Raw genomic sequence first — 23,969 nt, 5'->3', positions numbered from 1 at the left:
GACAAATAGATGAGTGAGACCACCGAGCGTGCACAACACGGCACAGGATTTGACTGTTTTGAGGCGGGTCCCATGGAAAACTGGGGCCAGTTTCAGCTCTCTCCGCCGGAATCGCCAATACCGGTGCGGGGGAAATATTTTCTCAAGAAATACCTGAATTCCGAAGGGTTAGAGATGTCAATCAACGTCCTGCCGCCAGGGGCCGCGATGCCGTTCGTACATCGTCATCAGGAAAATGATGAGATTTATTTTATCCTCAAAGGGAAGGGACAATTTCAAGCAGGCGCGGAAGTGCTGAATGTTTCGGAGGGATTCTTTATCCGCCTTTCGCCGGAAGTGCCGCGCGTCTGGCGAAACCATTCGGAGGAACCGTTATACTATCTGGTGATCCAATACCATTCAGAGAGCCGCATCACGGGCGGAATCTCGGATGGAAAAAGACTGAAGCACCCAATTGCCTGGAAAGAAAGTCCTGAAGATGAATCAACCCACGGACCGGAAACAACGTTCACGGAATAAAATTCTGGACGCCGCCCTGCGAATGTTTAAGCGGCAAGGTTACGTGGGAAGCGGCGTTGACGGCATCATGGAAGAAGCCGGCATGACTTCGGGCGCGTTCTACGGTCACTTTGATTCGAAGTCGGATGTTCTGGGAAGTAGCCTCGTGCATTCCTTCATTGAAGACCAGGCGGCGATGAACGGCGCGCTGGAGAAGGCAGAGACCCCCGAAGATCTGGCGAACATCATGCTGCGTTACCTTTCCAGTAAACATTGTGAGAATGTGGAAGAAGGCTGCTCGATTCCCCCCCTGCTCTCCGACCTGGGCCGGGCCGATGAGGAAACCAAAACACAGTTCGAAGAGGTGATCAACTGGTTGACCGAGCAGTTCCTCGAACGTTCGGGCAACCAATTTACCCGGCAGGAAGTGCTTGCTACGCTGGCACTCTGTTTCGGCGGACTGTCACTGGCCCGCGCGGTCAAGTCTCCTGCTCTATCGCGTCAGATTCTGTCAGCCTGTCGTAAAAATTTACCATTGAAGAAGGAAGAATGAGATTTACTTTATGAGAGTTGAAGCAACAACAGACCCGGTTCACCAGAGATTCATTTTGCAGCACAAATCACTTTCAGACGCACCTTTTGTACAGAAGCCAAACCCCTTGCCTCCTGTTTCCCAAACGAAATGCCATATCACTGGTACTATTCATAATCCTAGACTGATATAATTGAGGGGTTCTTAGAGTCTTCTTTTTCCATAGCGCATGCAGAAAGGCTCCAGTATGCTTGCCTTCAGTTCCCTTTTGTTGATGGTGTCGGCGGGTGCCTTACCCGAGGATCAGGTTACCACGACGCAGGTTCGCGAAACGGTTCAGCGCAGTATTCCTTATATCGAGGAAAAAGGGCTGTGGTGGATTGAGAAAAAGAAATGCGTTTCCTGCCACCGTGGGGGAAATATGGTCTGGAGCCTGCATGCCGCAAAACAACACGGCTTTGAAGTCAGCGATCAGCTGCAAGAATGGACCGATTGGTCAACCGACAAATCGCTCTCAAAAAATGACAAAGGCAAAACGGTCGGGCTGGGAAACAAGGAAGGGGTGGTTCAGATTCTCTTAAGCTCAGGTCATTCCAGCATCGCCCCGGATCAAAAGGAGACTCGCCAAAAACTGGCCGCACTGCTTCTGGACGGCCAACAGCCGGACGGTTCCTGGAAAGCGGGTGGGCAGCTCCCGTTTCAAAAGCGGCCTGCCGCGGAAACAAACACGGTCTCTACCATGTGGCTGGCACTAACGCTGATCAGAGAAGGGAATGAAAAGAGCGCCCCCGTTGTTGAAAAAGCGATGCAGTTTATCAATGCCAGTCCGCCCGGAAAGAGTACTGAATGGTATGCGGTGCGATTACTGCTCGCAGTTCAGGCGAAGGATTCTGAAGTCCGCGATCAAATGCTGAAGCAACTTCACAGTCTGCAAAAACCGGATGGCGGCTGGGGCTGGATGGTAGCTGACGAAAGCGACGCACTGGGAACAGGTATGGCATTGTATGCATTACTTGAAGCAGGCGTGAATCGAGAAGACGCTTCGATCAAACAGGCACAACAGTTTCTCGTCAGTACACAACGCAAAGATGGTTCGTGGCCTGTAAAGGGAACCAAAGAAAAGAAAAAAGCGAGCGTTCAGGAAACCGCCATCTATTGGGGCACCTGCTGGGCCGTCATCAGTCTGGTCGAGAGCCTGCCGCAATAGAAAAGATAGGGGTAGGAAGGACCGGTTGCTTCCGGTCCCCCCTCCCTCCGAACCGGACGTGCGGTTCTCCCGCATCCGGCTCTCCGGTTGGTAGTTTTACCTCTGCGAGGATTGACTGGCCAGAACATGGGATTGTTTCAAGGAGAACAGTCCCTGTTCGGCAAAATAAGCATTGGGCCAGCGTAAATGATCGTGTCCTCGTCCGCGACCTTTGCCTTTACGACGTTTCCGAAGTATACTTCGCAGACGCATGCGAACCCACTGATCCAGGATGGTATACGTGGAAGGCTGGCAGTGTTGAAAATAATTGAACCAGCCACGTAGCGTCGGGTTGAGCTGTGCAATGATGCATTGAAGGCTATGCCCGTTCGTCCGCCTCGTCTTCTGCCGAATGGAGTCTTTGAATTTCTGGAGACTTTTCTTTCGAGGGAAGCGATAACGCCCCTGGAAAGTGTAACCCAGAAAATCGAAGCTCCCCTCGGCCATGTCGACGATGTGAGTCTTGTCCGGATGCAGCGTCAGGCCGGCTTCCGCCGTCCACTGCCGCACCATCTCCAAAGCTCGCTCGGCGTCTTCCCGAGTTCGACACAAAATCACGAAGTCATCTGCGTAACGGACCATCTCAATTCCGGCTCCCGCCATCAAATGGTCGAGGGGATCGAGATAGATGTTGCTGAGCAACGGGCTGATCACCGCTCCCTGGGGGCTCCCACGATCGGGAGTCCATTCGGCAAGGTCATCTAGAATCTGTTGACGCAGAAACATCTCGATCAGCGTCAGCACCTGGCCGTCGCTGATTTTCTCCCGGACCCGATTCATCAACTTATCGTGGGGAATTGTGTCGAAATAGCTCTTCAAATCTGCATCCACCACATATGTGTAACCGCTTTCGAGCAGCGTATCGACACGCTGTAGCGCATCCTTACAGCCGCGCCCGGGACGGAAACCATAGCTTTGCTCGGCGAAATCCCGTTCGAAGATTGGTTCCAGCACTTGGCGTAATGCGGTCTGCACCACCCGATCCCGAGCTGTGGGAATCCCCAGAGGACGCAGTTCCCTGCTCCCCGGCTTGGGAATCCACTGTCGCCGGATTGCCTGCGGTTGGTAGTTTCCTTCCCGCAGTTGTTGCGACAGCTTTCTCAGGTTCGGGATCAATCGCTCGGCGAAGCGTTCGCAGCTGACGTGATCCACACCAGCTGCACCGCCGTTGGCGGCTACTCTACGAAACGCCTGATACAAATTTCGATCACGATCGACTTTATCGATCAGACTGAACCATTGGCCTCCTTTCACCCCCGTTTCGAGGGCCGTCAACATGCGGTCTGTCCAGACACATGGTTCTACCCAGTCCCAGCGGGACGAAGCTTCTCCGACTTGTTTAGCCGCAAACGGCACTCGCGTCGGTTTTTGTTCCCTGTTTCGGTTCATTCCACATCTACCTTCCTGCATCCCTTTGCTCCACGGGCGTTACCCCGCTTCTTCGCTAATATGGATGCTCTGACTCCTACCCAACTGGCTCTTCGTACCGGTCGGCTCCAGAGAATCCGGAATCCGGCACATGAACGCCATCCTTAAGATCGGGCAGGTCTCCCTGCTTCATCACATCAAACCTTCAGACCATTCCGTCTCCAACCACCCCTCGTTGCCCCCGGGACCGACCTGGTTTTGAACCACGGGGCTGACCGTCGCGGAACCGCTGGCAGCGGTCCCGCACCCACTCGGCAGAGTTTCGCACGACGTCACTTGGGCTTCGCCATTCCCTAGCTGGCTCACCACAACGAAAAGCCGAATCGAGTTCGTTATCCTACGGACTAGTCGTTCACATCCGGTTGCTCTCCACCTCCTCTCACGAGAACGCAGTTACCTTCTGTTACGAAGTTCAGGTCAAACTTCGGCAAGGACTTTCACTTCGCTGATTCAATGCGCTTGCAGGCGCACTAGGGGTCGACCCTATGTGGCCGCCCGCTGGGACAGGGTTGCTTACAGGGAAAACGTACGAATTCTTTTAACTGGTTCCATTCAAACGACCATAAATAATGAAGCTCGCCAGGCGGACAGGCACACAGGCACTGCCCCTACAATTTTTTCGCGAGGTATTCGGGAATTATCGGGCACGGCCGGACAAGCCGGGCCGTGGCACAGGGGAGCTTATTGGGCCATTGCTTGCCGCTCAGTAAGTAGAGCGTTTTGATCAGTTCTACTACTGGATTTTCATCTGCGGCCCGTACATTGACATCGGGTAGAATTTGCTCGTGTGGGATCGGTCTCTATTGTTTGCCGGTTCGAATATTCTTTTCAGGGAGGATACGGGAATGCTTTTCTGGTGTCTGCTTTGCTGTGCTTTGTTTTCAGTCTGTTGTGTGACTCTGAACCATCTTCTTCAACGGCGTGAGGGCGTCAAGCGGGGTTTGGTTGCGAACCACTTACGAACGCTTAGTGATACCCTGTCAACAGGTGATGATCGTGCCGCGAACGCTTTCGATAAGCGTATAATTGACGGTGCTCAAAACCGAACCTTGCTGGGGAAAGCCACTCAAATCGTGCTCTACACAGGGACTTTTGTAGTGCTCTCTTCAGCAGGTGCGAAAATTCTCAACTGCTTTTGTAGTGCTCACTCGCGCGCGCGACGTTATCTCCGCATTGTGGTTCCCGTCACGTTGCTGTCAAGAGAATGTTTTCGCACCGGAGCAGCGGAAGGAAACAGCAGGTCAGATGAATTTAAGGCGGTACTGTTTACGAGGTTAGCCCATGCGCCCGAACTGGCGGTCGAGTTCGGCGTGACTGAGCACCAGGGCCGAGGGTCGGCCGTGAGGGCAGTGATGGGCGTCGTCGATCAAGTGACGCTGTTCCAGCAGGCTATAAATTTCTTCCTGTGTCAGCCGCTGGCCGGCTTTGATGGCGGCTTTGCAGGACATCATCGTGATCAGGTCGTCCAGCAAATCCCGCCTTGAGGGTTGCTTGGAATTATCGAGGTTGTCGGCGATGTCGCGCACCAGTTGTTCGAGGTTCGCCTTTTTAAGCATCACGGGATAACTGGTCACGAGCAGTGTGTTGCCGCCGAACTCTTCGATGCCGAGACCGAAGCTACCCAGTATTTCCGCGTGATCGAGAATCAGGGCGGTTTCCTTGGCGCTCATTTCAATCGTAAGGGGGACAAGTAACTTTTGAGATTCGACCGATTGAGCGAGAACACGTTTTCGGAAGTACTCATACATAATACGTTCATGCAAAGCATGCTGATCGATGATGGTGAGCGCGCCTTTGATTTCAACGACAATGTAACAGTTCAACACCTGAATCGGTCTGAGATCGGCGGTGGCAGCTTCGGCGAACTGATCTGCGGGTCGATCAATGTCGGGGATGACCAGGTCGGCTGGTTCTGCCGATACTTCCGGTGCCTGTGCTGAATGCAACTGCTCGGCGACCTGCTGAAAGTGAGAAAGCGGAATGGCGTCTTTGCTGGTAAACGGAGCTGCGAGATCGGGGGTTGAGGAAATGGAACGGGGGGCGGAACTGATCTGGACCGTGGGATGATCTTTGGCAATTTGACCCAGTTGTTCTTTGGCCCAACTGGTCAATTCCATTTGGTTCTGTTTTTGTTCTGGTGTAGGCGGCGGTGTAATAGCAGCCGGGTCGATATCCCCTTTTTTCCCGAGTGACATCTGCGATTGCAGATCCATGCTGAGGAACTGACTGCGCAATGTGGAGAGCAGTTGACGATACAGATGCTGGCCGTCGCGGAAACGGACTTCGGATTTGGTGGGATGCACATTCACATCAACCATCGAAGCGGGCATATCGAGATAGAGAAACGAAATCGGCTGTCGCCCGACCATCAATAAGCCGCGATAGGCTTCGGTCAACGCATGCTGCAAGGTGCGGTCCTGAATCCAGCGACCGTTCAAAAACAGGTACTGTCCTTTGCGGGTCGATTTATTTTCGCTGGGATGAGAGACGTAACCCCAGATGCGAATGTCGTCGACTTCGGATTCGACCCAGATCAGATGGTCGGCCAGTTTTTTGCCGTAAAACAGTCGCAGCCGATCGATCAGATTATCGGAGGGAGGCAGATCGAAGATGACTTTATTATTATGACGCAGGACCATATACAATCGCGGATGAGCGAGAGCCGCGCGGGTGAACTGTTCGCTGATGTGACCAAATTCCGTTTTGGTCGTTTTCAGAAACTTCCGCCGCACGGGTGTGTTGGCGAAGAGCTGGCGGACTTCGATGGCGGTGCCGAGCGGACAGCCACAAGGCTGCGGCTTGCCGGCGGTTCCCGTGTTGACTTCGAACTCGAGCCCCTGAGACTGATCGGCGGTGCGGGTGCGAATGCGAAATCGGCTGACTTCGGAAATGGAAGCGAGCGCCTCGCCGCGAAAGCCCATCGTCTGCACGCTGAAGAGGTCGTCGGCGGACGTAATTTTGCTGGTCGCGTGGCTGGAAACGGCGAGCAGCAGATCCTCGGGATGAATGCCTTCGCCGTTATCGACGACGCGAATCAGGTCGGCCCCGCCGTTCATGATGTCGACCTCGATGCGGGTCGCTAAGGCGTCGATACTGTTATCGAGCAGTTCTTTGACGGCACTCGCAGGGCGTTCGATCACTTCGCCGGCGGCGATTTTATTGATCACGCTGGTATCGAGTTGATGAATGCGGGAAATTGCTTCCACGGAGGCCTTCCGTTCCATTAGTAGATCAGTCCATTTTTTTGTAGTAGCGTGCGTCTCTTTATACTGTTTTTAACCGGAAATCGGTCGAATCGCAATGAAGACTCGGAGAAGAAGTGGACAGACTTGATGCAATGGCGGCTATCATCCACGGTTGCTGATTCTTAATTGCCCCAGCGCTGATGGATGTCGTGTTTGATTTCCAGATGATCACAGACGCGGCCGGAAATGAAATCGACGAGATCGTGAATCGTCACCGGATTATGATAAAAACCGGGCGAGGCGGGCATGATCGTCGCACCGGCCTGCGTCAGGCGGACCATATTTTCCAGCGGAATCAAGCCGAGCGGTGTTTCGCGGGCGACGAGAATCAGTTTGCGGCGTTCTTTCAAATGCACGTCGGCGGCACGATGAATCAGATTACCACAGGCGCCCGAGGCGATGCTGCCCAGCGTTCCCATCGAACAAGGACAGATCACCATGCCTTCTGTCAGGAATGAGCCGCTGGCGATGCCCGCGGAAAAATCCTGATAATGATGATAGACCAGTTTCCCCTGTTGCAGATCGGAATCGCCTAAGACAGAACTCAGTGCGAAATCTTCGTTGGAAGCATGCCGCATTTTTTTGAGCGTGCTGTCGGCGGGCAGACTGGCATGATCGGGGAGCAGTTGATTTGGATCAAAGTTTTCCAGATCAATTTTCAAGCCGAGTTCGTGCTTCATGACATGGGCAGCGGAAGAGCTGATCGTCAGATGCACGGTGCGGCCGGCGGCCATCAGAACTTCAACTAACCGGACGGCATAGATGGCACCACTGGCTCCGGTGATTGCGACGACTACATTTGACATGAGGGCATCCCCCGTTTTCTTTTCTGAACTTTTTATTCTGAAGCTTCGGCAGCTGCACTCGTTTCGTTCGCTGGTTTCACGCCGGCATACAGCGTGGCGATTCCAAAGGTGAGCGGATACCAGCGGGTTCCCTGCAATCCGCATTCATCCATCATATCAGCCAGTGCCTTGCCGTGCGGAAATTCGGAAACAGACTCGGGCAGATAGTTATAGGCTGACTGCTGGTTGCGGGCCAGTAATTGTCCCATTTTCGGGAGGATATGTCGAAAATAAAATTGGTAGCAGGCACGAAACAGCGGATTGGTCGGGATCGAAAATTCAAGTACCGCGACCTGACCGCCGGGCTGGCAGACGCGGATCATCTCTTTGAGTCCCTGTCTGGTATCGGCGACGTTTCTTAAGCCGAAGGCGACCGAGACAATCTGAAACTGATTGTCAGAAAACGGAAGCTGCTGGGTGTCTGCTTCGAGAAAGCTCAGCGATGTGCTGTTATTTTTCTTCAATGCCAGCTTCAACATTTCGTGGGTGAAATCGGCACCGACAACTTTGGTTTTTCCGCCCGCTTTTTTGAGATAGGAAATTGCCAGATCGCCGGTCCCCGTGCAGACATCCAGAATTGGCGCTGCACCTGCGGGAGCGACTTTGCGAACGGTGCGCCAGCGCCAGTAATAATCGACGCCGCCCGACAGAAAGTGATTCATAAAATCGTAGCGGGGCGCGATTTCGCCAAACATCTGCTGCACTCGTGAGCCGGTTTTGTCTACATTCATAGCTTCAGTATCGATTCAATTTCTTTCAGGAAAGGCCGAGTTCATCAAGACGGCTCTGTACGCGTTGTTGTATTTCGGTCGGCATCTGTAAAGCTTCAGGCCATTCACGGGGATGCCCTTCTGCCGTAGTTTTGCGAGTGGCATCGAAGCCCAGTTTGTGGCCGATGCCCTTGACTGTTGCACTGTGATCGTAATCGTCGCCGGGCCCTTCGGAAAAAATCAGGTCACGTCCGGGATTCACATTCGTGTTGACGCGGTACCAGACTTCAGATTCGTCATGCACATTCACATCGTGATCCACAACAACAATCATCTTTAATGATAGTAAGCGTTCCAGACTCCACAATGCATTCACGACGCGACGGGCCTGATGCGGATAGGATTTCTGAATACTGACAAACATCAGATAGCGGCCTGTCCCTGACGGCGGGAAATGGACGTCGACCAGTTCCGGGACCACCAATTTTAACAGGGGACGAAAAATGCGTTCGGTGGCTTGAGCAAACAAAGCTTCTTCAGCCGGAGGGGCGGCGGGAATCAGCGCGGGCCAGATCGGATTGGCGCGATGCGTGACCGCAGACAGATGGAGGGGCAGAACGTTTTCGGGTGGACTGTAATAGCCGGTCGGGTTCGCGACCGGCCCGACTTCCAGTGGATCAGCGGTCGTATCGATGAAACCTTCCATCACAATTTCGGCGTGCGCGGGAACTTCGAGATCAATGGATCGTCCTTTGACCAGTTCCAGAGATTGATTCCGCAGAAAACCGCTGAAGGCATAAGGGTCGGTCAAAGTCGGCAACGGCGCATGTGCCGAATAGAGGCCGACTGGATCGCCGCCCAGAACGATGGCGACGGGCATCTGCTGGTCGCGGGACTGATATTTCTGCAGGAGCTGATAGCCGGCGTCGTGTTGGCTCCAGCGAATTGCCAGCTGCTGATCTGAGATGACCTGAATCGGTCGGGCATTCACAAAACGGGCATTGGTATCCGGGTCGAAGGTGACAATCTGACCGGCAGTAATCGTAGGAAATGCTTCGTCGGGCCAGTTTTTCAATAGAGGGAATTCATTGAGGTTCACATCGCGGCCCAGTTTGACGACCTGCTGACAGCTGGCGGTTTTGACGATCCGGGGTTTGATGTTGAGCAGTTGTGAGAACTGCGGAATCATCTTCAGCGAATCGAGCCAGCCTTCCGGGAGATCAGGAGACAAGAGACCGGCGACGCGGTCGGCAATCGTATCCAGCGAATCAGTGCGTAAGATCTGCAGCAGTCGTGGGAGACTGCCATACAGGTTCGTTAAGACAGGAACCTTATGCCCTTTGACCTGATCGAACAGGAGCGCGGGCGCGGGTCCCTCCGGGTTTGATTTGATAACATGCTCGGTGATGGCGGCGATTTCAAGTTCGGACTCGACAGGTGCCGAGATACGGACCAGTTGCCCGGCTTCTTCAAAGTTCGCTACAAAATCGGCCAGATGGTCCGCATTCATCATTATGGTGTTATTCATAGAAATTCAGGAACACATTGTTTACAGTCAGGAATCATAACCAATTCAGAACTATCAACAAATGATCGCGGCTGTGAACCTCTCAGAATATTACGATCCCAATTCGCTCAAAATTTGACTGTCACCGGATATCGGAACCATGCTTCAACGTTTTTTACTCTTCTGGCTGATTCTGCTGTCTGTGGTGGCGGTCTTCTGGGATCGGATGATTCCCGTCGATTTTCATCCGTTTCATGACTCTCAACCCTATCTGCCGTATTTATTCACGGCGACGATGTTTGTGATCGGTTCCCTGCTGCCGGGAAACGAGGTTCGCGATGTCTTCCGCCGCTGGCACACGGTTTTGAGTGGCACATTTGTGCAATACACGGTGATGCCGGGACTGGCCTTTTTGATGAGTCTGTTCTTTCTAGACCAGCCCGAATTACGAATTGGCGTGATTCTGGTGGGCTGTGTACCTGGTGCGATGGCTTCGAATGTGCTGACGCTGGCAGCGCGAGGGAATGTGAGTTACTCGGTCTGTCTGACGACATCCGCGACCCTGCTCTCCCCGTTATTCGTGCCTCTGGTGTTGTATCTTGCGGTTTCGGGGACGGACATTGATGCGCTCGCACTCGCTCAGGATTCCTTTGTCAAACTTTTGACTCAGGTGGTATTACCCGTGATTTTCGGGCATCTCCTGTCGCAGTTGCATCACGGTTTCAGCCGCCTGATGCAGATGTTTGGGCCGACATTCGCAAATCTTTCCATCCTGTGGATCATTGCCACAATTATCAGTCTGAATCAGCAGCGACTGCAGAATGTGTTTCTTTCCCTGGCTGTTGCGCTGCTGGTCATCAACCTGCTGGGCTATGTGCTGGGATATCTTGCAGGTGGGGTCATTAAACTGAATGAACCGATGCGGCGGGCCTTGACGCTGGAAGTGGGCATGCAGAACGCAGGACTGGGAGCAGTCCTGGCAGGGCAATTGTTTCCGGGGAAGGAACTGATCGCATTGCCGCCGGCGCTGTATATGTTTGGTTGTATGCTGACCGGAACGATTCTGGCACAACTCTGGTCACGTCAAACCCAAAGCCAGATACTGAAAGAGGAGCCATTGAATCAGACGACGCTGGAAAATTAAGTTTCTTCCAGACGTGCCTTGAGTTCGTCGCGTTCTTTTTTGGTCACATCAAGATCAAACATCAGATACTTGACATCGAGACGGAGTTGAGCCAGCGCTTCCTGAATCAATCCCAGAATGCGTCTGCGTCGTTTGACAGATTCTACGACGCGAGAATATGAAACTTCCAATAGCGCCTGATGTTCGCGCGGGAGCTCAGAAATTTTCTTGCCCAGATCAATTACTTCTCGGGGCAAACTTGCACTATCTGATTCGTCGGTCAGTCGGATATTCATAAGTTTCATTTCTCAGTTTGTGCCAGAACTTTCTTTCAAATCCACAATCCACATGGGAAAACTGAGAGCTAATAGAACAGATTTCATGCCGATTATGAATATTTAAAAAAGGATTTGCGATAAGTGGCTATTATCAAATAACTTCGACAACTTTGATCACTACAGCAACCTTTGATCAGTTTCGCAAAAATGAAAGGCTTCGTATTGGCGAAGATTGCAATTTCTTCTAAAATCCCCACAGTTTGCAGCCATTTTTAGCTGATTCAACAGTACGTTGATTAAAAACAACGTGTTTGAGGGATAACTGCAACGAAAAGCGGACAGCAAACAACAATTCGTAAAGAATGCTGAACGACGATCGGTTTGTGTAAGCTGGGAAATTTATTCGGCTAGCGTTTATTCGTGCCATTTGAAACCCGGTCGACTTTGTTGTGCAAATCAGTATAGTAATTGATCTATTAATCAAAAATTTTTACCCCAGGGATGGGTTTGAGTCTGGGCATTGATGCCATCAAAAATTGGTAAGCTGATTCAAGGACGAAGCATCTTTCTGGTAGTTCTGATTCTGGAACTACTGGGCGCGTCGGAATTGCGCGCAGAGTCTTTCAAAGCCAATTTTGATGACACATCAAGAGTCAGCTGGCAAGTTCGCATTGATTCCTCACAGGCGCAAAAGAAATGGCACGTGCGGAATACAACCGTTCCTCACGCAGGTGCAGCTTGCGAACATTTGCAAATTGTCACAGGGAATCTGGGTTCCTTAATTGAGCTTTCCCATCGGCTCCCCTCCAGCCGCATTATCAATGAATTGACTGCGTCCCTCTGGTTCAAATCAAATCGACGTGGTACGCGCATCGGATTGGAGGCGGTGCTGCCTCATCAGATTGATCCGGAAACGGGAGCGATGGCTCGCATCTATCTGATTGGAGATACCTATACCGATGAGGGTAAATGGCAGGAACTGCGCTGCACCACAACCGACACTCTGGTGAATCAATCTGTGGGACTCTTAAGAGGACGAAGTAAGCTACGTCAGGTCGATACACGTGATATGTATGTGGAACGTGTTTTGATCGTGACTCGTTCTTCATCGGATAAAGTCGAATTCCTGATGGATGACCTGAAACTCTCGCCGATTGTTCATCCAAATCAGAGAGTTCTGGAAACCGCGGCCGCTTTAAATAAACAAAATGCAAAACCGATCGTCGAGTTTTTACTGGATCGAGTTCAATTGCAGGGGACTCCCATGTTTCCCCGCATGTCTCGTTTTCACGGTGAGGATCTGGCAGAACTCAAGCAGGCGGGCCTGAATGTCATCTGGGCTCCCAAGTTTGATGATTATAACTTTTTATCACAGCTACGCAGTCAGGGTCTATGGGCAATGGCAACCCCGCCCCGCCCGAAAGATGAACATGGGGACTTTCTGGCTTCTCGCGATGCGACTCTGATCCCTTTTGATGAACAGACTGCCCCGATCATCTTCTGGAATCTGGGAACTCAGATTCCAGGAAAACAATGGGATGAAATCCGCAGCCGAGTAGGACAGATTCAAAGTGCCGACCAGCAGTTCAAACGCCCGATCATGGCGGATGTTCTGGGAAAAGAGCGGCAAATTGCTCGTGAGGTTTCCATGATTGGTTCCAGCCCTCATATTCTCAATAGCGACATCAGTCTACTGGAATACCGGGATACGTTGATCGATAAAACTCGAATTGCCCCGGGCCGTTTTTTATGGACCTGGATCCAGACCGAACCGACTTCAGCGAACGCACGCTGGAGAAGTTTATCTAATAAATCTCCAATCATCATTGAGCCGGAACAAATTCGCATGCAGACTTACGCAACCCTTTCGGCTGGTTGCCGTGGTAATGCTTACTGGACGACTACGCGGCTTGATGACACAACGATTCCAGGGGCACTGGAACGAAAACTGGTCATTCGCCAGTTAAATATGGAAATTGATCTGATTGAGCACTGGCTGGCAACAGGGTCGGTGATTTCTCATGTGCCTTTCAGTTTACAACAAAAAGAATCGCCTCGGATCAAGCAGTTGAGTGCGGCCTTTAAAAATTCCGGCGCCAAACGATTGCTGCGTGATGAGCTGCTCTCAGAGCGGGAAATGCTGATCCAGCGTGAAAATCAGGCGAGGCAGGAAATGCAGGCGGCGATCATTCACTCAGAATACGGAACCCTGATTTTACCTGTCTGGTATCGAGAAGGTACTCAGTTTGTGCCCGATCAGTTGGCCGGCAACGATGCGACGATTGTGATTCCTGGTGGTAATGTTTCCGCCTCGGTCTGGGAGTTGAGCACCACGGAAATCAAAAATCTAGAACGCAAGCGAGTTAACGGCGGTGTGCAGATTACGATTCCCAAATTTGATATGACCTCCATAATCATCATGACGTCGGATCAGGGACTCATCCAAAAGCTGCGGAACAAAGTCGCCGCATTGAGTCGACCTTCTGCGGAAACCTGTGTGCAATTATGCCAGGCGAAGCTGGAACGCTGCCAGAAAACCAATGGAGAACTGGTTCAACTGGGCGTCAGTCAGATCGCCCGCATGGATGGCCCTGCAATTCTGAATCGAGCTCAGAGTTTAGCAAAACAGGCTGAAACGGCTCTGGCTGCCCAGGACTTTCATGCTGCACGCACTCATGCACGCGATTCAATGCAGATGCTGCGTATATTGCAACGCAGTCAATGGCGTGAAGCGACGCGTACGCTCTCCTCTGCCATGTCGAGCCCCTATACCGTCTCTTACAGTACGTTACCGGACCATTGGAAGATGGTCTCGAAAATCGGACGGAGCGGAAAAAATATTGAAGCCAACCTGTTACGTTCCGGCGATTTCGAAGACATCGACACATGGGTGGTGGAAGGCTGGACGCACGAGCAAAATGCCATTGAGGGCACTCAAACGATTGCAGAGTTGTATCCCCGCGACAAAAAATCCGGAGACTTCAGCCTTCGATTGCTGGCAGCCCCTCTAAGCCGCAACCAGATGCCCGTCCACATTGAAGGTCCTCTGGTCAAAGTAACGACGCCTCCTCTTGCCGTACGCAGCGGACAGATCGTGCATGTGACTGGCTGGGTAAAAGTCTCCAGTCCCATAATCGGAAACCCGCAAGGAGCAACCTTTCAGGACAGCATTATGGGGCCGGGAGGCGCTCTGCACTGGAATTTACAAAGTGGCTGGCAGAAAATCGACCTGATTCGGGAAGTCCCTCAAACCGACAATTTGATCCTGACGCTCTCACTCAATGGGATGGGCTCGATCCTATTTGATGATTTACGCGTTATCGCCTATACACCTGAGCCGAAACCGTATCAGCAGATCAATGCTGCAGAAACACCTCCCCTGCTTCAATCAGCCGATGAAAATTCATCCGGCTTTAATTTATTGAAAAAGCTGCCGAAACTGGGGCCCTTTCCAGAGAAACCGTAAGGATTTTTAAGGTTTTCGGCTTTCTGAATCAGGCAACATTCATGAAAGCGAAATCGCCTGACACTTGAATGCCGGGACAGAACTTGATAAGAAACGGTATAGAAACAGGGCTAAAGCTGACTCAACGTACGAACCCCCTGTGTAAAAAAGTTCTTGAATGGCCGGAGTTCTCAACCCGATCTCTCTAAGAATTCATTTCCGGTTCCACGCAGTTCAGATTCAATCAGAAATGTGAACGACTCAAGCTCATCCGAGTAACAATCGTGGACAGGCCAGATTTATTTTGTCAGATTGACTTTGAAGTTTCAGAATCAACCGACTGGAACACCTTTTAAACTTTTTAACTGAACAGGAAAAACCAATGCCAATTGCAACCCCAGCTCAATACGCAGCGATGCTGGATGCCGCCCAGGAAGGCAACTATGCCTATCCCGCAATGAACGTGACCTCCCTGACAACCATCAACGGAGCACTCAAAGCATTTGCAGATAAAAAATCAGACGGAATCATTCAGGTTTCTACTGGCGGTGGTCAATTTGCTTCAGGTCTGGATCAGAAGGACGCCGTCTTAGGTGCCATTATTCTGGCTGAAGCAACTCACCGATTGGCAGAACGTTATGACGTACTGATCGCATTGCACACAGACCACTGTCAGCCTGGTAAAGTCGATTCATTCCTGAAGCCGCTAATCGCAGAAACGGCACGACGTCGTGAAGCAGGGCTGCCAAACCTGTTCCAGTCTCACATGCTGGATGCATCAGAGTTGCCGCTCAAAGAGAATCTTGAACTGTCTGTTGACCTTTTGAAATTGTGTGCCGCCAACGAAATCATTTTGGAAGTCGAAGCCGGCGTTGTGGGTGGTGAAGAAGACGGAGTCGATAACTCTGACCAGCCTGCTGACAAGCTTTACACATCTCCTGAAGATATGGTAGCCGTCTACGAAGCACTCAACGGCCTGGGTCGTTATATGTTTGCTGCCACATTCGGCAACGTACATGGCAGCTACAAACCGGGTGCAGTCAAACTGCGACCGGAAATCCTGAAAGAAGGTCAGGAAGCTGTGATTGCCAAGTATGGTAAAGAAGCCGAGTTCGATCTGGTATTTCATGGCGGTTCAGGGACTCCTGAAGACCAGTTGCGTGAAACACTGGAATATGGTGTGGTAAAGATGAATATCGACACCGACACCCAGTACGCCTTCACGCGACCTGTCGTTGATCATATGTTGAAAAACTACGATGGCGTATTAAAAATTGATGGAGAAGTCGGGGTCAAAAAAGTCTACGATCCTCGCAGCTATCTCAAAGCCGGAGAAATGGGCGTTGTCAACCGCATGGGTGAAGCCTGTGACGACCTGTTCTCCACCGGAAAAACCATCTTCGGTAAGGTCTAATCAGACAACCGGAAATGAAAAACTAAAAAAGCGGGCTTGTTTCAAGAGAAACAGCCCGCTTTTATTTTTGATCCCATTATTTTGAGCGGACGAGATCCATCTTCGACATGTTTGCCAGTCGCACGACCAGGAGTTTCTGGATATCGGATTTGTGACCTTCCCCACGGAAGAACAGATGCCCGGCTGAGTTCGGGGCAACTTCGTCTGCCGCCGTAATGACTGTCATTTCTCCCACATTGAGAGTGACCTCGAATTTCTGATTATATAACGGCGTTGTATTTTGCCGGTTCTCGAGCTGCCAGCCGATCGTAGTCGGCGTACGCCTTAGTTGCTGTGCTCCGTAGTGCATTTCGGGCGTAAACTCCAGCCGCGCCCAGCCATCCTGAACTTTATGTGCTTTCACACGCATCACGCAACGGGCTTGCTCAAACTCCTTGATTTCCAGCTCCTGTTCCGCATCATCATTGAATAATTCCAGTTTGCATTGTTCATAGAAATCACTGGTTTGAATGTCTGTCGGCACGCCGGAACGCAACATTAATCGCCGACCGGAGAGCAACAGAGATTCTTCCTGTTTCGTGACGCCTCCCAGATGAGACTTCAAGCCAAGTAACGTCTGTAGTGCCATCGGAGGAACAGAGCTGACGTGCCCCACACGAAACCCGTTTTGCTTCAGATTCTCCTGATCCATGAGATCGACAGCGCCGATTTCATCGATCTCATTCCAGAGTGTCGAGCCTAAAAGTGGATCACTGATCGGACGTTCGATAAAGACAATTTCTACCTGCATCGCATCCTGGGAGACCGGAATGGAAGGTAGTTTTTTGATTGTTCTTTTATCGACATACTTCCCTAATCCTAAAACGGCTCCTTCTTCCATCAACGCGCAGCCCGTAATCGTGGCAACCAGAAAAACCAGTGCCAATACCAGGAACCATGATTTGTGAAGAAGTGTCTTCATGAATGCTTGAAGATGAGTAGAGAAAAGTCGAGAGAAATGAAATCTGTTTGAAGATTCAGAAGGGATACGGAGTCTACCGGGAATCCCAAATTGTGTCAATTTGAATATCGAACCCTTTAGCCAGGAATCGACCCGACCACCAATTTCAAGAATTCGAGATACTGATAATGACAAAAGGACTTGGGAATCTCGGCTCATATTGCCATCTCAGACGGCTCCAGCTATGATCTGCGTGCCTTCATACGGACGTGAAACCATATATTCACAAGAACAGTAAAACCTTGTTTTTGGAACAAACTCCTCGGAACATCGTGACCCTAACTCATGGCACCACCATCCGCTTCAGATCATTTACCAGATATGCGAATTGGCTACGGGCAAGACTGCCATCGGCTTGAATCCGGCTATCAGCTGGTCTTGGGAGGGATTCCCGTTGAATTCGAAATGGGACTCGTGGGGCATAGTGATGCGGACGTTTTGCTTCACGCAATTACCGACGCCTTATTGGGGGCAGCCGGTCTGGGAGATATCGGGGAAATGTTCCCCAATACCGAGGAACGGTGGAAGGGTGCAGATTCGCGCGATTTGCTGGCAGCTGCGTTTAAGGAAGTTCAACAGGCGGGATGGCAAATCGTAAACCTGGATTGCACAATTTCGGCGGAACGTCCTAAACTAGTCAGCTACAAACCATTAATTCGGAAATCGATCGCCGGCATTCTCAGCCTTGAAACACAACAAATTAACGTCAAAGCCAAAACAGGCGAACGCGTCGGTCCTGTGGGCCGGCAAGAAGCGATGACGGCTGATGCCGTTGTGCTCCTGAGGCGATAAGCCAGACAGTGAAAACAAATCAGAGCCCGCATCCAGTCGGGCACATTTTTATTGATAACAGAAAGTAATTCAGGTATCTGAGACAATGACACTAAGAATTTACAACACTCTGAGTCGAAAAAAAGAAGATTTCCAAACCATCAAGCCGGGGAAAGTCGGGATCTATCTATGTGGTCCTACAGTTTATAAACATGCCCATATCGGCCATATGGTCGGCCCGGTGATCATCGATACAATCGCGCGTTATCTTAAATATAACGGCTACGAAGTCAAATTTGTCAACAACATCACCGACATTGACGACAAGCTGATTAACAGAGCAGCCGAGCTGAATACGACCGTGGAAAAACTGGCTGCGGAAATGACTCAGGATTACTTTGATAATCTGGAAACAATGGGCGTCGACACCATTACCGATTTCCCCAAAGCTACTGACTACATCCCGGAAATGCAGGAGATCATTCAATCCCTGATCGACCAGGGATATGCATATCCCCTCGATGGGGATGTTTATTTCTCTGCGGAAGCGGACAAAAAATATGGTTGCCTTAGTGGCCGTAAGATTGAAGAGATGATTGCAGGCACACGCGTGGAAGCAAATGATAAAAAGAAAAACCCCGCCGACTTTGCCCTTTGGAAAAAGTCTCGAGCGGGAGAACCTGCATGGGACAGCCCCTGGGGGCCTGGTCGTCCGGGCTGGCACATTGAATGCTCTGCCATGAGCCGCAAATTGCTGGGGGATTCATTTGATATTCATGGCGGTGGCCTCGATTTAATGTTTCCGCATCACGAAAATGAACGCGCTCAGTCGGAATGCTGTACTGGAAAGTCCTATGTGCGATACTGGGTTCACAATGGTTTGATGCAGGCCAGTGATGCCCCTGGAAAAGTTGGTGGCCAGCATGACCGCCACGGCGACGTCGTCGTCGATCAGGAAGCGCAAGAAGCAGACAAACTCTCCGGTTCCAAAGGAGCTGCGTCAGTTAAGGAACTCTTTGCCATTCATCCACCAGAACTGGTGCGTCTGTTCTTGTTGTCCACACATTACCGTAGTCCGATTGCTTTCAGTGACGAAAACATCCAGGAAACCGGCAAAGGAATTGAAGGATTCTATCGCTTCTTCGAGACATTCGAGCGGATTACCGGCGACAGTTTTTACGACCTTCCGACATCAGAAAAACGCGAGCAATCAGTTGCTCTGGAAGGAGCTCCGTCTGAATACTTCCAGCAACTTTCAGAATTACGCCAGCGTTTTCTGGAAGCCATGGATGATGATTTTAATACAGGTGGTGCGATCGGCATTCTGTTTGAAATTCGATCAACACTCAATGCATTAATCCATTCGCAGAAACTGGACGGCGCAGGAAAACAAAATGAAAAAATGATAGAAGCCCTCAAAACAGGTGCTACTCTGTTAAAGGAACTGGCAAACCTGTTGGGTGTATTCCGCAAGGCCCCTGAAAAAGAACAGGCCGCTGACGATGGGCTTGTTAATCAGTTAATGGAACTGGTTTTGGAGATTCGCAAGGATGCCCGTGCCAGCAAAAACTGGGATATTGCAGATAAAATTCGCGATGGTCTAGCCGCTTGCCAGATCACCGTCGAAGACCGTCCGGATGGCAGCTTGTGGCGCCGTGGCTAGAGTCTATATTGTAAGATCAATATTTTGATCAATTTGAGCCGTGCATGAAATCAAACTCGACAATGGATGATGGAGAGTTAACCACACCGACTCGTTTTCTGGGAATCGATCCGGGACTCAATCGGACTGGTTACGCGCTGCTGGAACAATCCTTGAAAGGTCCTGTCCTGTGTGAAGGGGGAATTATCCGCTCTACAAAGGATGCCAATCTCGCGTCCCGTGTGCATGAAATCGGATCGGGAATCCGGGAAGTCATTGAAGAGTTTCGGCCTGACATCATGGTGATCGAACAGGTTTTCACAACTCCAAAATTTCCCAAAAGTTCAATTATTATGGCGCATGCCCGTGGTGCTATTTTATATGCTGCACATGATGCGGGCGTGCCGGTTGCGCATTATACGCCGACTCAGATCAAACGGTTGATTACAGGCAGCGGTCGCGCTTCTAAAGAACAAATGCAACACGCGATCAAAACAGAACTTGGACTGAAAACCATTCTCGAACCGAATGACGTTGCGGACGCATTTGCTGCCGCATTGTGTCATTACCATACGATTCGCGTCACCTGCTTCTAACAGGTGAATTCACAAATTTACAACCTGAATGAGTAAGCATGATTACGAATATTCGCGGCGAACTAATTGAACTCAGTCTATCCGAGGCTATCATCTCGGTAGGAGCCTTTGACTACCAGGTCTTCATACCGGAATTTGTCCGCCGCCAGCTACAGCCTCTGATTGGTAAGGAAGTCAGCTTGAAAACCATTCAGTACATCGAAGGTAATCCGCAGAAAGGAAGACTGACTCCCCGCATGATCGGCTTTATGAGCCATGCCGAACGTGAGTTCTTTGAACTGGTTTGCTCGGTTGATGGCGTTGGTGTCAAAAAAACATTGCGTGCCATGGTGCGTCCTGTCAAAGAAGTAGCGACTGCCATTGAAGAAAAAGACGTCAAGCAACTCACAACGCTACCGGGAATTGGGCCTGCCGTCGCAGAACGAATTGTTGCCAAGCTCAGACGCAAAATGACGAAATTCGCACTAATTGTCGCTAAAGAATTTCCCACAGATGAAGCAAATACCGATGTTTACGGCGAAGCATACGAAGCACTGCTTAGCTTGGGATATTCGGCTACCGAAGCGCGTGAAAAAGTCGAAACCATCTCAGCTGAGGGAAAAAAATTCAAGAGTATCGAGGAATTTTTAACTGCCCTCTACCAGCAAGAACGCAGTTAAGCGTCCGAAACCAGTGTAAATTCATTTCCGTCATAATCGCTAAAAACGGTAGATCAGTTCTGATCCAAGGCTGATCTGGCGACCCTGCGCCCTACCATAGGCTTTGCATTTGGTCTAACGCGCTACCTGACCTAGGCTTCATTAATCTCCATTCTCCCTGATCGGAACAATGAAACCGATTCATTCAGCTCTCTGTGTCATACACTGAGTTCAAAAACCCAAATGAATCATCGCAGGTAATCAAAGAACAACGGCGTCTCAATTCATGGTTGTAAAATCCGGCAAAAAACAAGCCAGTCCTTATTCTTCATTGAATATTGATCGACTCCGTATGGGGGTCAAATTACAGGCTCCGATTTTTGATGCAGATAGCGAAAAAAACCTTTTGCTGCTGGCCAGCGGAAAAACCATCACTAAAGGGACAATTGAGAATTTAAAGAAACGAGGCATTCGTAGCGTACGGGTTCACGAACGAGACCTGCATAACCTGATGCTGGGGCCGGGAGAGAGCCAGAATACGCAATCGGACTCCCTGCAGGAAAATCGCCTGAAACGTCTCCAGTTAGCATCTGCCTATACCGCTGCCCAAAAGCAGGCCGCACTGGAAACTCAAAGAACAGACTCACCGTGGCAAATCCAAACAAGTTCTTTTTTAAACGAACTCAAACCGGTTCCTGTCTCGCGATACTCGACTGGATTAAAAAATAAATATCAAGAACAATTTACAGTCCAGACGAAAATCACAAACGATATTTACACACAGTTGCTGATCACAAAACGGATCAGTATGCCCCAGATTTATGATATTACCAATATTTCCTTCTCGCAAATGAGACAGGATATGGACCTGTTTGTGCTGGAAGGTATTACGCCGATTGAAAACGGCAATTTTTGTCGACACGACTTGCAGATGTCGAGTCTGGCAATGGCGATCGGCACTCAGTTGGGTCTCAGCCGACACAATTTGATTCAACTCTCCATTGGTTGCCTGTTACATGACACCGGGATGAATAAAATCAATTTCAAAGCGCTAATGAGTCAATCGCCTCTCAGTCCGATTGAAAATCTGGAACTGCAAAAGCATCCCATCATTACCTTTGACCTGCTAAATAAGGTACATGAAATCCCAACAATATCCAAACTCATTGCCTATCAGATTCATGAGAGATGTGATGGTTCAGGTTATCCTCGTGGCCAGAAAGGCAACCAGATTCATCCACTTGCGAAAATTGCCGCTGTAGCAGATGAATTTATTGAACTGGTTTCCTCCAGGCCAAACAAAGCAGGGTTGTTGCCCTACCAGGCTGCCGAAAGCCTTGTCTATGACGCTTCAATGGGTTTATTTGACCGCAATGCTGTACGTGCATTGTTGCAATCCATGTCTCTTTATCCATTGGGCTCGCTTGTTGAACTCAATAACGGACAACATGCGATCGTCGTTCGAACCAACCGGATTCAATATGACAATCCGATCGTCGAAATCCTGGATGAAGACGGCATTCCTCAGTTAACGAACCTGCAGGATTACGACGACATGCATGTGGTTCGTGCTGTTTCCCGGGACGAATTGCAAACGCCTGTCTTTGCAATCTAACATCTAACTTGCGAAGTCCGTCAGCGATTCCACTAGCTTATTCCACCAATGCCACTCTCAGATCCATGACATTCGTCTGGGTTGCTCCCGTTTTCAATAATCCCCCTACCTCTGCGAGACAGGGATACGAATTATGGTCTTTCAAAAAAGGGGCCGGATCAATCGACATTGCATGTGCACGTTCCAGAACCTGCGCATCGAGAATGCCGCCTGCGGCGTCAGTGGGACCATCTTCTCCATCTGTTCCCCCTGAGAGAACACAGATACCCGAAAGGTCTTCTTCCCATAAACGCTGCATTGCCGCCAGTACCACTTCCTGGTTTCGTCCTCCCTTACCCGGGTTTGGTGTCGAAGATAAATCGACCACGGGTTCTCCCCCACTCAGGACACAAGCTGGTCTGGAAACAGGACCTGCACCGTCTCGAATTTTGAGGCAGAGTTCTGCCAGTTCGATTCCGATTCCTGACGCCGTCCCCTCATTCTCAGACCCTAGAGTAACGATTTCATAACCGGCCTCTTCTGCTTGCTGCTTCGCGGCTTTGAGTGCAGTTGCATTACTGCCAATAATCTGATTGATCACTTTCGTTTGTCTGGAAACTTCCTGTGCTGGCGAACGTGCAGGATCCGCCTCTAATACACTCCAAACACTATCGGGTACCTGTTGTCGATCAGAGACAAAACGCTGCAGAATTTTCAATGCTTCAGCCGGAGTCGAGGAATCGACGACGGTTGGTCCAGAGGCAATAATATCCAGCGGATCTCCGACGACGTCGGAGATAATCAACGTAATCAATGTTCCGCAGGTTGCCGCTGCAGCGAGTCGGCCTCCTTTGACCTGTGAAATCTGTTTCCGTACACAGTTCAATTCCTGAATGGTCGCACCGGAAGACATCAGTAGTCGGGTGACCAATTGTTTGTCTTCCAGAGTGACAGGAGGCAGAGGCGCTGGTAACAACGCGCTACCTCCTCCTGAAATCAGAACCAGGCAGATATCATCCTGTTGCAAGCTGGATATTTTCTCTAGGATTTGCCGGGATCCATACACGCCTTCCGCCGTGGGTTCATTCAGGCTTGCCGGTCGTGCCGGATAGAGATGAATATGAGACAAAGGCCTGACACAGTCTGCAGGAACATTCACCCAACCTGAGGTGCGCTGTTTCAGCAATGAACCATACAAGGCAGCTTCCACGCCCGCAGCCATACCGCTGCCAGCTTTCCCGGCTCCTACTACCAGCAGATTTTCATGTCCCTGGAGGGGAATTGAATGCCCACAGACTGTCAGACTATGTTCGTTAATCTGAATGGCATTACGAACAAGGGTTTCTGAATCGACGGCTTTGACACCTGCTTTCCAGATTTCCAATGCGCGTTCGGATACAGAGGAAGCCTCAGACATTGATACCTCGGAAGAAAGAATTCGGCATAGACGAAAAAAC

The 23,969-nt window shown here is 50.6% G+C and carries 20 protein-coding genes; 11 read left to right on the top strand and 9 right to left on the bottom strand.

Going from position 1 to position 23,969, the window contains the following annotated elements; all coding sequences use genetic code 11:
- The first annotated feature begins 9 nt into the window (after positions 1-9).
- From Enr17x_RS05395 to Enr17x_RS05385, 3 genes are all read left to right on the top strand, one after another.
- Positions 10-519 carry a cupin domain-containing protein gene (locus Enr17x_RS05395; RefSeq protein WP_145306616.1) on the top strand — a complete coding sequence of 170 codons (510 nt, stop codon included), beginning with the start codon at positions 10-12 and terminating at the stop codon, positions 517-519.
- Entirely contained in the window at positions 479-1,051 is a 573-nt protein-coding gene (locus tag Enr17x_RS05390; RefSeq protein WP_145306614.1) for a TetR/AcrR family transcriptional regulator, read from the top strand. Before Enr17x_RS05395 ends, Enr17x_RS05390 begins: the two co-directional genes overlap by 41 nt.
- Before the next feature lie 226 nt (positions 1,052-1,277).
- Complete coding sequence (locus Enr17x_RS05385; RefSeq protein ID WP_198000980.1) at positions 1,278-2,237, top strand: prenyltransferase/squalene oxidase repeat-containing protein; 960 nt, start codon at positions 1,278-1,280, stop codon at positions 2,235-2,237.
- Positions 2,238-2,333: 96 nt separating this feature from the next.
- Here Enr17x_RS05385 and ltrA read toward each other — a convergent pair whose 3' ends face one another.
- The 6 genes from ltrA to Enr17x_RS05360 all read right to left on the bottom strand — a co-directional run bounded on the left by ltrA (position 2,334) and on the right by Enr17x_RS05360 (position 10,032).
- Positions 2,334-3,665: a group II intron reverse transcriptase/maturase gene (gene ltrA / locus Enr17x_RS05380; RefSeq protein WP_198000725.1), complete on the bottom strand. Its 1,332-nt coding sequence runs from the start codon at positions 3,663-3,665 to the stop codon at positions 2,334-2,336.
- Between the two features lie 171 nt (positions 3,666-3,836).
- Positions 3,837-4,010: a hypothetical protein gene (locus tag Enr17x_RS29465; RefSeq protein WP_198000726.1), complete on the bottom strand. Its 174-nt coding sequence runs from the start codon at positions 4,008-4,010 to the stop codon at positions 3,837-3,839.
- A 968-nt stretch (positions 4,011-4,978) separates the two neighbouring features.
- Positions 4,979-6,928, bottom strand: coding sequence for a DNA mismatch repair endonuclease MutL (gene mutL, locus Enr17x_RS05375; RefSeq protein WP_145306610.1), 1,950 nt, complete (start codon positions 6,926-6,928; stop codon positions 4,979-4,981).
- A gap of 143 nt (positions 6,929-7,071) precedes the next feature.
- The gene (locus Enr17x_RS05370) at positions 7,072-7,755 is read right to left on the bottom strand and encodes a UbiX family flavin prenyltransferase (RefSeq protein ID WP_145306608.1); all 684 of its coding nucleotides are present in this window, start codon (positions 7,753-7,755) and stop codon (positions 7,072-7,074) included.
- Positions 7,756-7,787: 32 nt separating this feature from the next.
- Entirely contained in the window at positions 7,788-8,525 is a 738-nt protein-coding gene (gene ubiE, locus Enr17x_RS05365) for a bifunctional demethylmenaquinone methyltransferase/2-methoxy-6-polyprenyl-1,4-benzoquinol methylase UbiE (protein ID WP_145306606.1), read from the bottom strand.
- A 25-nt stretch (positions 8,526-8,550) separates the two neighbouring features.
- Positions 8,551-10,032 carry a UbiD family decarboxylase gene (locus Enr17x_RS05360; RefSeq protein WP_145306604.1) on the bottom strand — a complete coding sequence of 494 codons (1,482 nt, stop codon included), beginning with the start codon at positions 10,030-10,032 and terminating at the stop codon, positions 8,551-8,553.
- 139 nt (positions 10,033-10,171) lie between these two features.
- Here Enr17x_RS05360 and Enr17x_RS05355 point away from each other — a divergent pair, with 139 nt between their 5' ends.
- Complete coding sequence (locus Enr17x_RS05355; protein WP_145306603.1) at positions 10,172-11,155, top strand: bile acid:sodium symporter family protein; 984 nt, start codon at positions 10,172-10,174, stop codon at positions 11,153-11,155.
- Here Enr17x_RS05355 and Enr17x_RS05350 read toward each other — a convergent pair.
- Positions 11,152-11,430: a transcriptional regulator gene (locus Enr17x_RS05350; protein WP_145306601.1), complete on the bottom strand. Its 279-nt coding sequence runs from the start codon at positions 11,428-11,430 to the stop codon at positions 11,152-11,154. The genes Enr17x_RS05355 and Enr17x_RS05350 overlap by 4 nt on opposite strands.
- A gap of 505 nt (positions 11,431-11,935) precedes the next feature.
- Here Enr17x_RS05350 and Enr17x_RS05345 point away from each other — a divergent pair.
- Both Enr17x_RS05345 and fbaA read left to right on the top strand, forming a co-directional pair.
- On the top strand, positions 11,936-14,878 hold the full coding sequence (locus Enr17x_RS05345) for a hypothetical protein (RefSeq protein ID WP_145306599.1): 2,943 nt from the start codon (positions 11,936-11,938) through the stop codon (positions 14,876-14,878).
- A gap of 361 nt (positions 14,879-15,239) precedes the next feature.
- A complete protein-coding gene (gene fbaA, locus Enr17x_RS05340; RefSeq protein ID WP_145306597.1) occupies positions 15,240-16,271 on the top strand; it encodes a class II fructose-bisphosphate aldolase in 1,032 nt (343 codons plus the stop codon).
- A 76-nt stretch (positions 16,272-16,347) separates the two neighbouring features.
- On the opposite strand, the gene Enr17x_RS05335 is transcribed toward fbaA, so the two are convergent.
- On the bottom strand, positions 16,348-17,232 hold the full coding sequence (locus Enr17x_RS05335) for a hypothetical protein (protein WP_145306595.1): 885 nt from the start codon (positions 17,230-17,232) through the stop codon (positions 16,348-16,350).
- 324 nt (positions 17,233-17,556) lie between these two features.
- On the opposite strand from Enr17x_RS05335, the gene ispF reads away from it, so the two are divergent.
- The 5 genes from ispF (at position 17,557) to Enr17x_RS05310 (ending at position 22,533) form a co-directional block, all read left to right on the top strand.
- Positions 17,557-18,063: a 2-C-methyl-D-erythritol 2,4-cyclodiphosphate synthase gene (ispF, locus tag Enr17x_RS05330; protein ID WP_232100958.1), complete on the top strand. Its 507-nt coding sequence runs from the start codon at positions 17,557-17,559 to the stop codon at positions 18,061-18,063.
- Between the two features lie 85 nt (positions 18,064-18,148).
- Positions 18,149-19,705: a cysteine--tRNA ligase gene (gene cysS / locus Enr17x_RS05325; protein WP_145306593.1), complete on the top strand. Its 1,557-nt coding sequence runs from the start codon at positions 18,149-18,151 to the stop codon at positions 19,703-19,705.
- 44 nt (positions 19,706-19,749) lie between these two features.
- Entirely contained in the window at positions 19,750-20,280 is a 531-nt protein-coding gene (gene ruvC / locus Enr17x_RS05320; protein WP_232100957.1) for a crossover junction endodeoxyribonuclease RuvC, read from the top strand.
- 38 nt (positions 20,281-20,318) lie between these two features.
- A complete protein-coding gene (ruvA, locus tag Enr17x_RS05315) occupies positions 20,319-20,939 on the top strand; it encodes a Holliday junction branch migration protein RuvA (protein ID WP_145306591.1) in 621 nt (206 codons plus the stop codon).
- 265 nt (positions 20,940-21,204) lie between these two features.
- Positions 21,205-22,533 carry an HD-GYP domain-containing protein gene (locus Enr17x_RS05310; protein ID WP_145306589.1) on the top strand — a complete coding sequence of 443 codons (1,329 nt, stop codon included), beginning with the start codon at positions 21,205-21,207 and terminating at the stop codon, positions 22,531-22,533.
- Positions 22,534-22,570: 37 nt separating this feature from the next.
- Here the strand turns inward: Enr17x_RS05310 and Enr17x_RS05305 are convergent, their stop codons facing one another.
- Complete coding sequence (locus Enr17x_RS05305; protein ID WP_145306587.1) at positions 22,571-23,929, bottom strand: glycerate kinase type-2 family protein; 1,359 nt, start codon at positions 23,927-23,929, stop codon at positions 22,571-22,573.
- Positions 23,930-23,969 lie beyond the last annotated feature (40 nt).

Source organism: Gimesia fumaroli (assembly GCF_007754425.1).
Lineage (GTDB): Bacteria > Planctomycetota > Planctomycetia > Planctomycetales > Planctomycetaceae > Gimesia > Gimesia fumaroli.
Note: the sequence above shows the minus strand (reverse complement) of the source record. Positions and strands in the feature narration are given on the sequence as shown.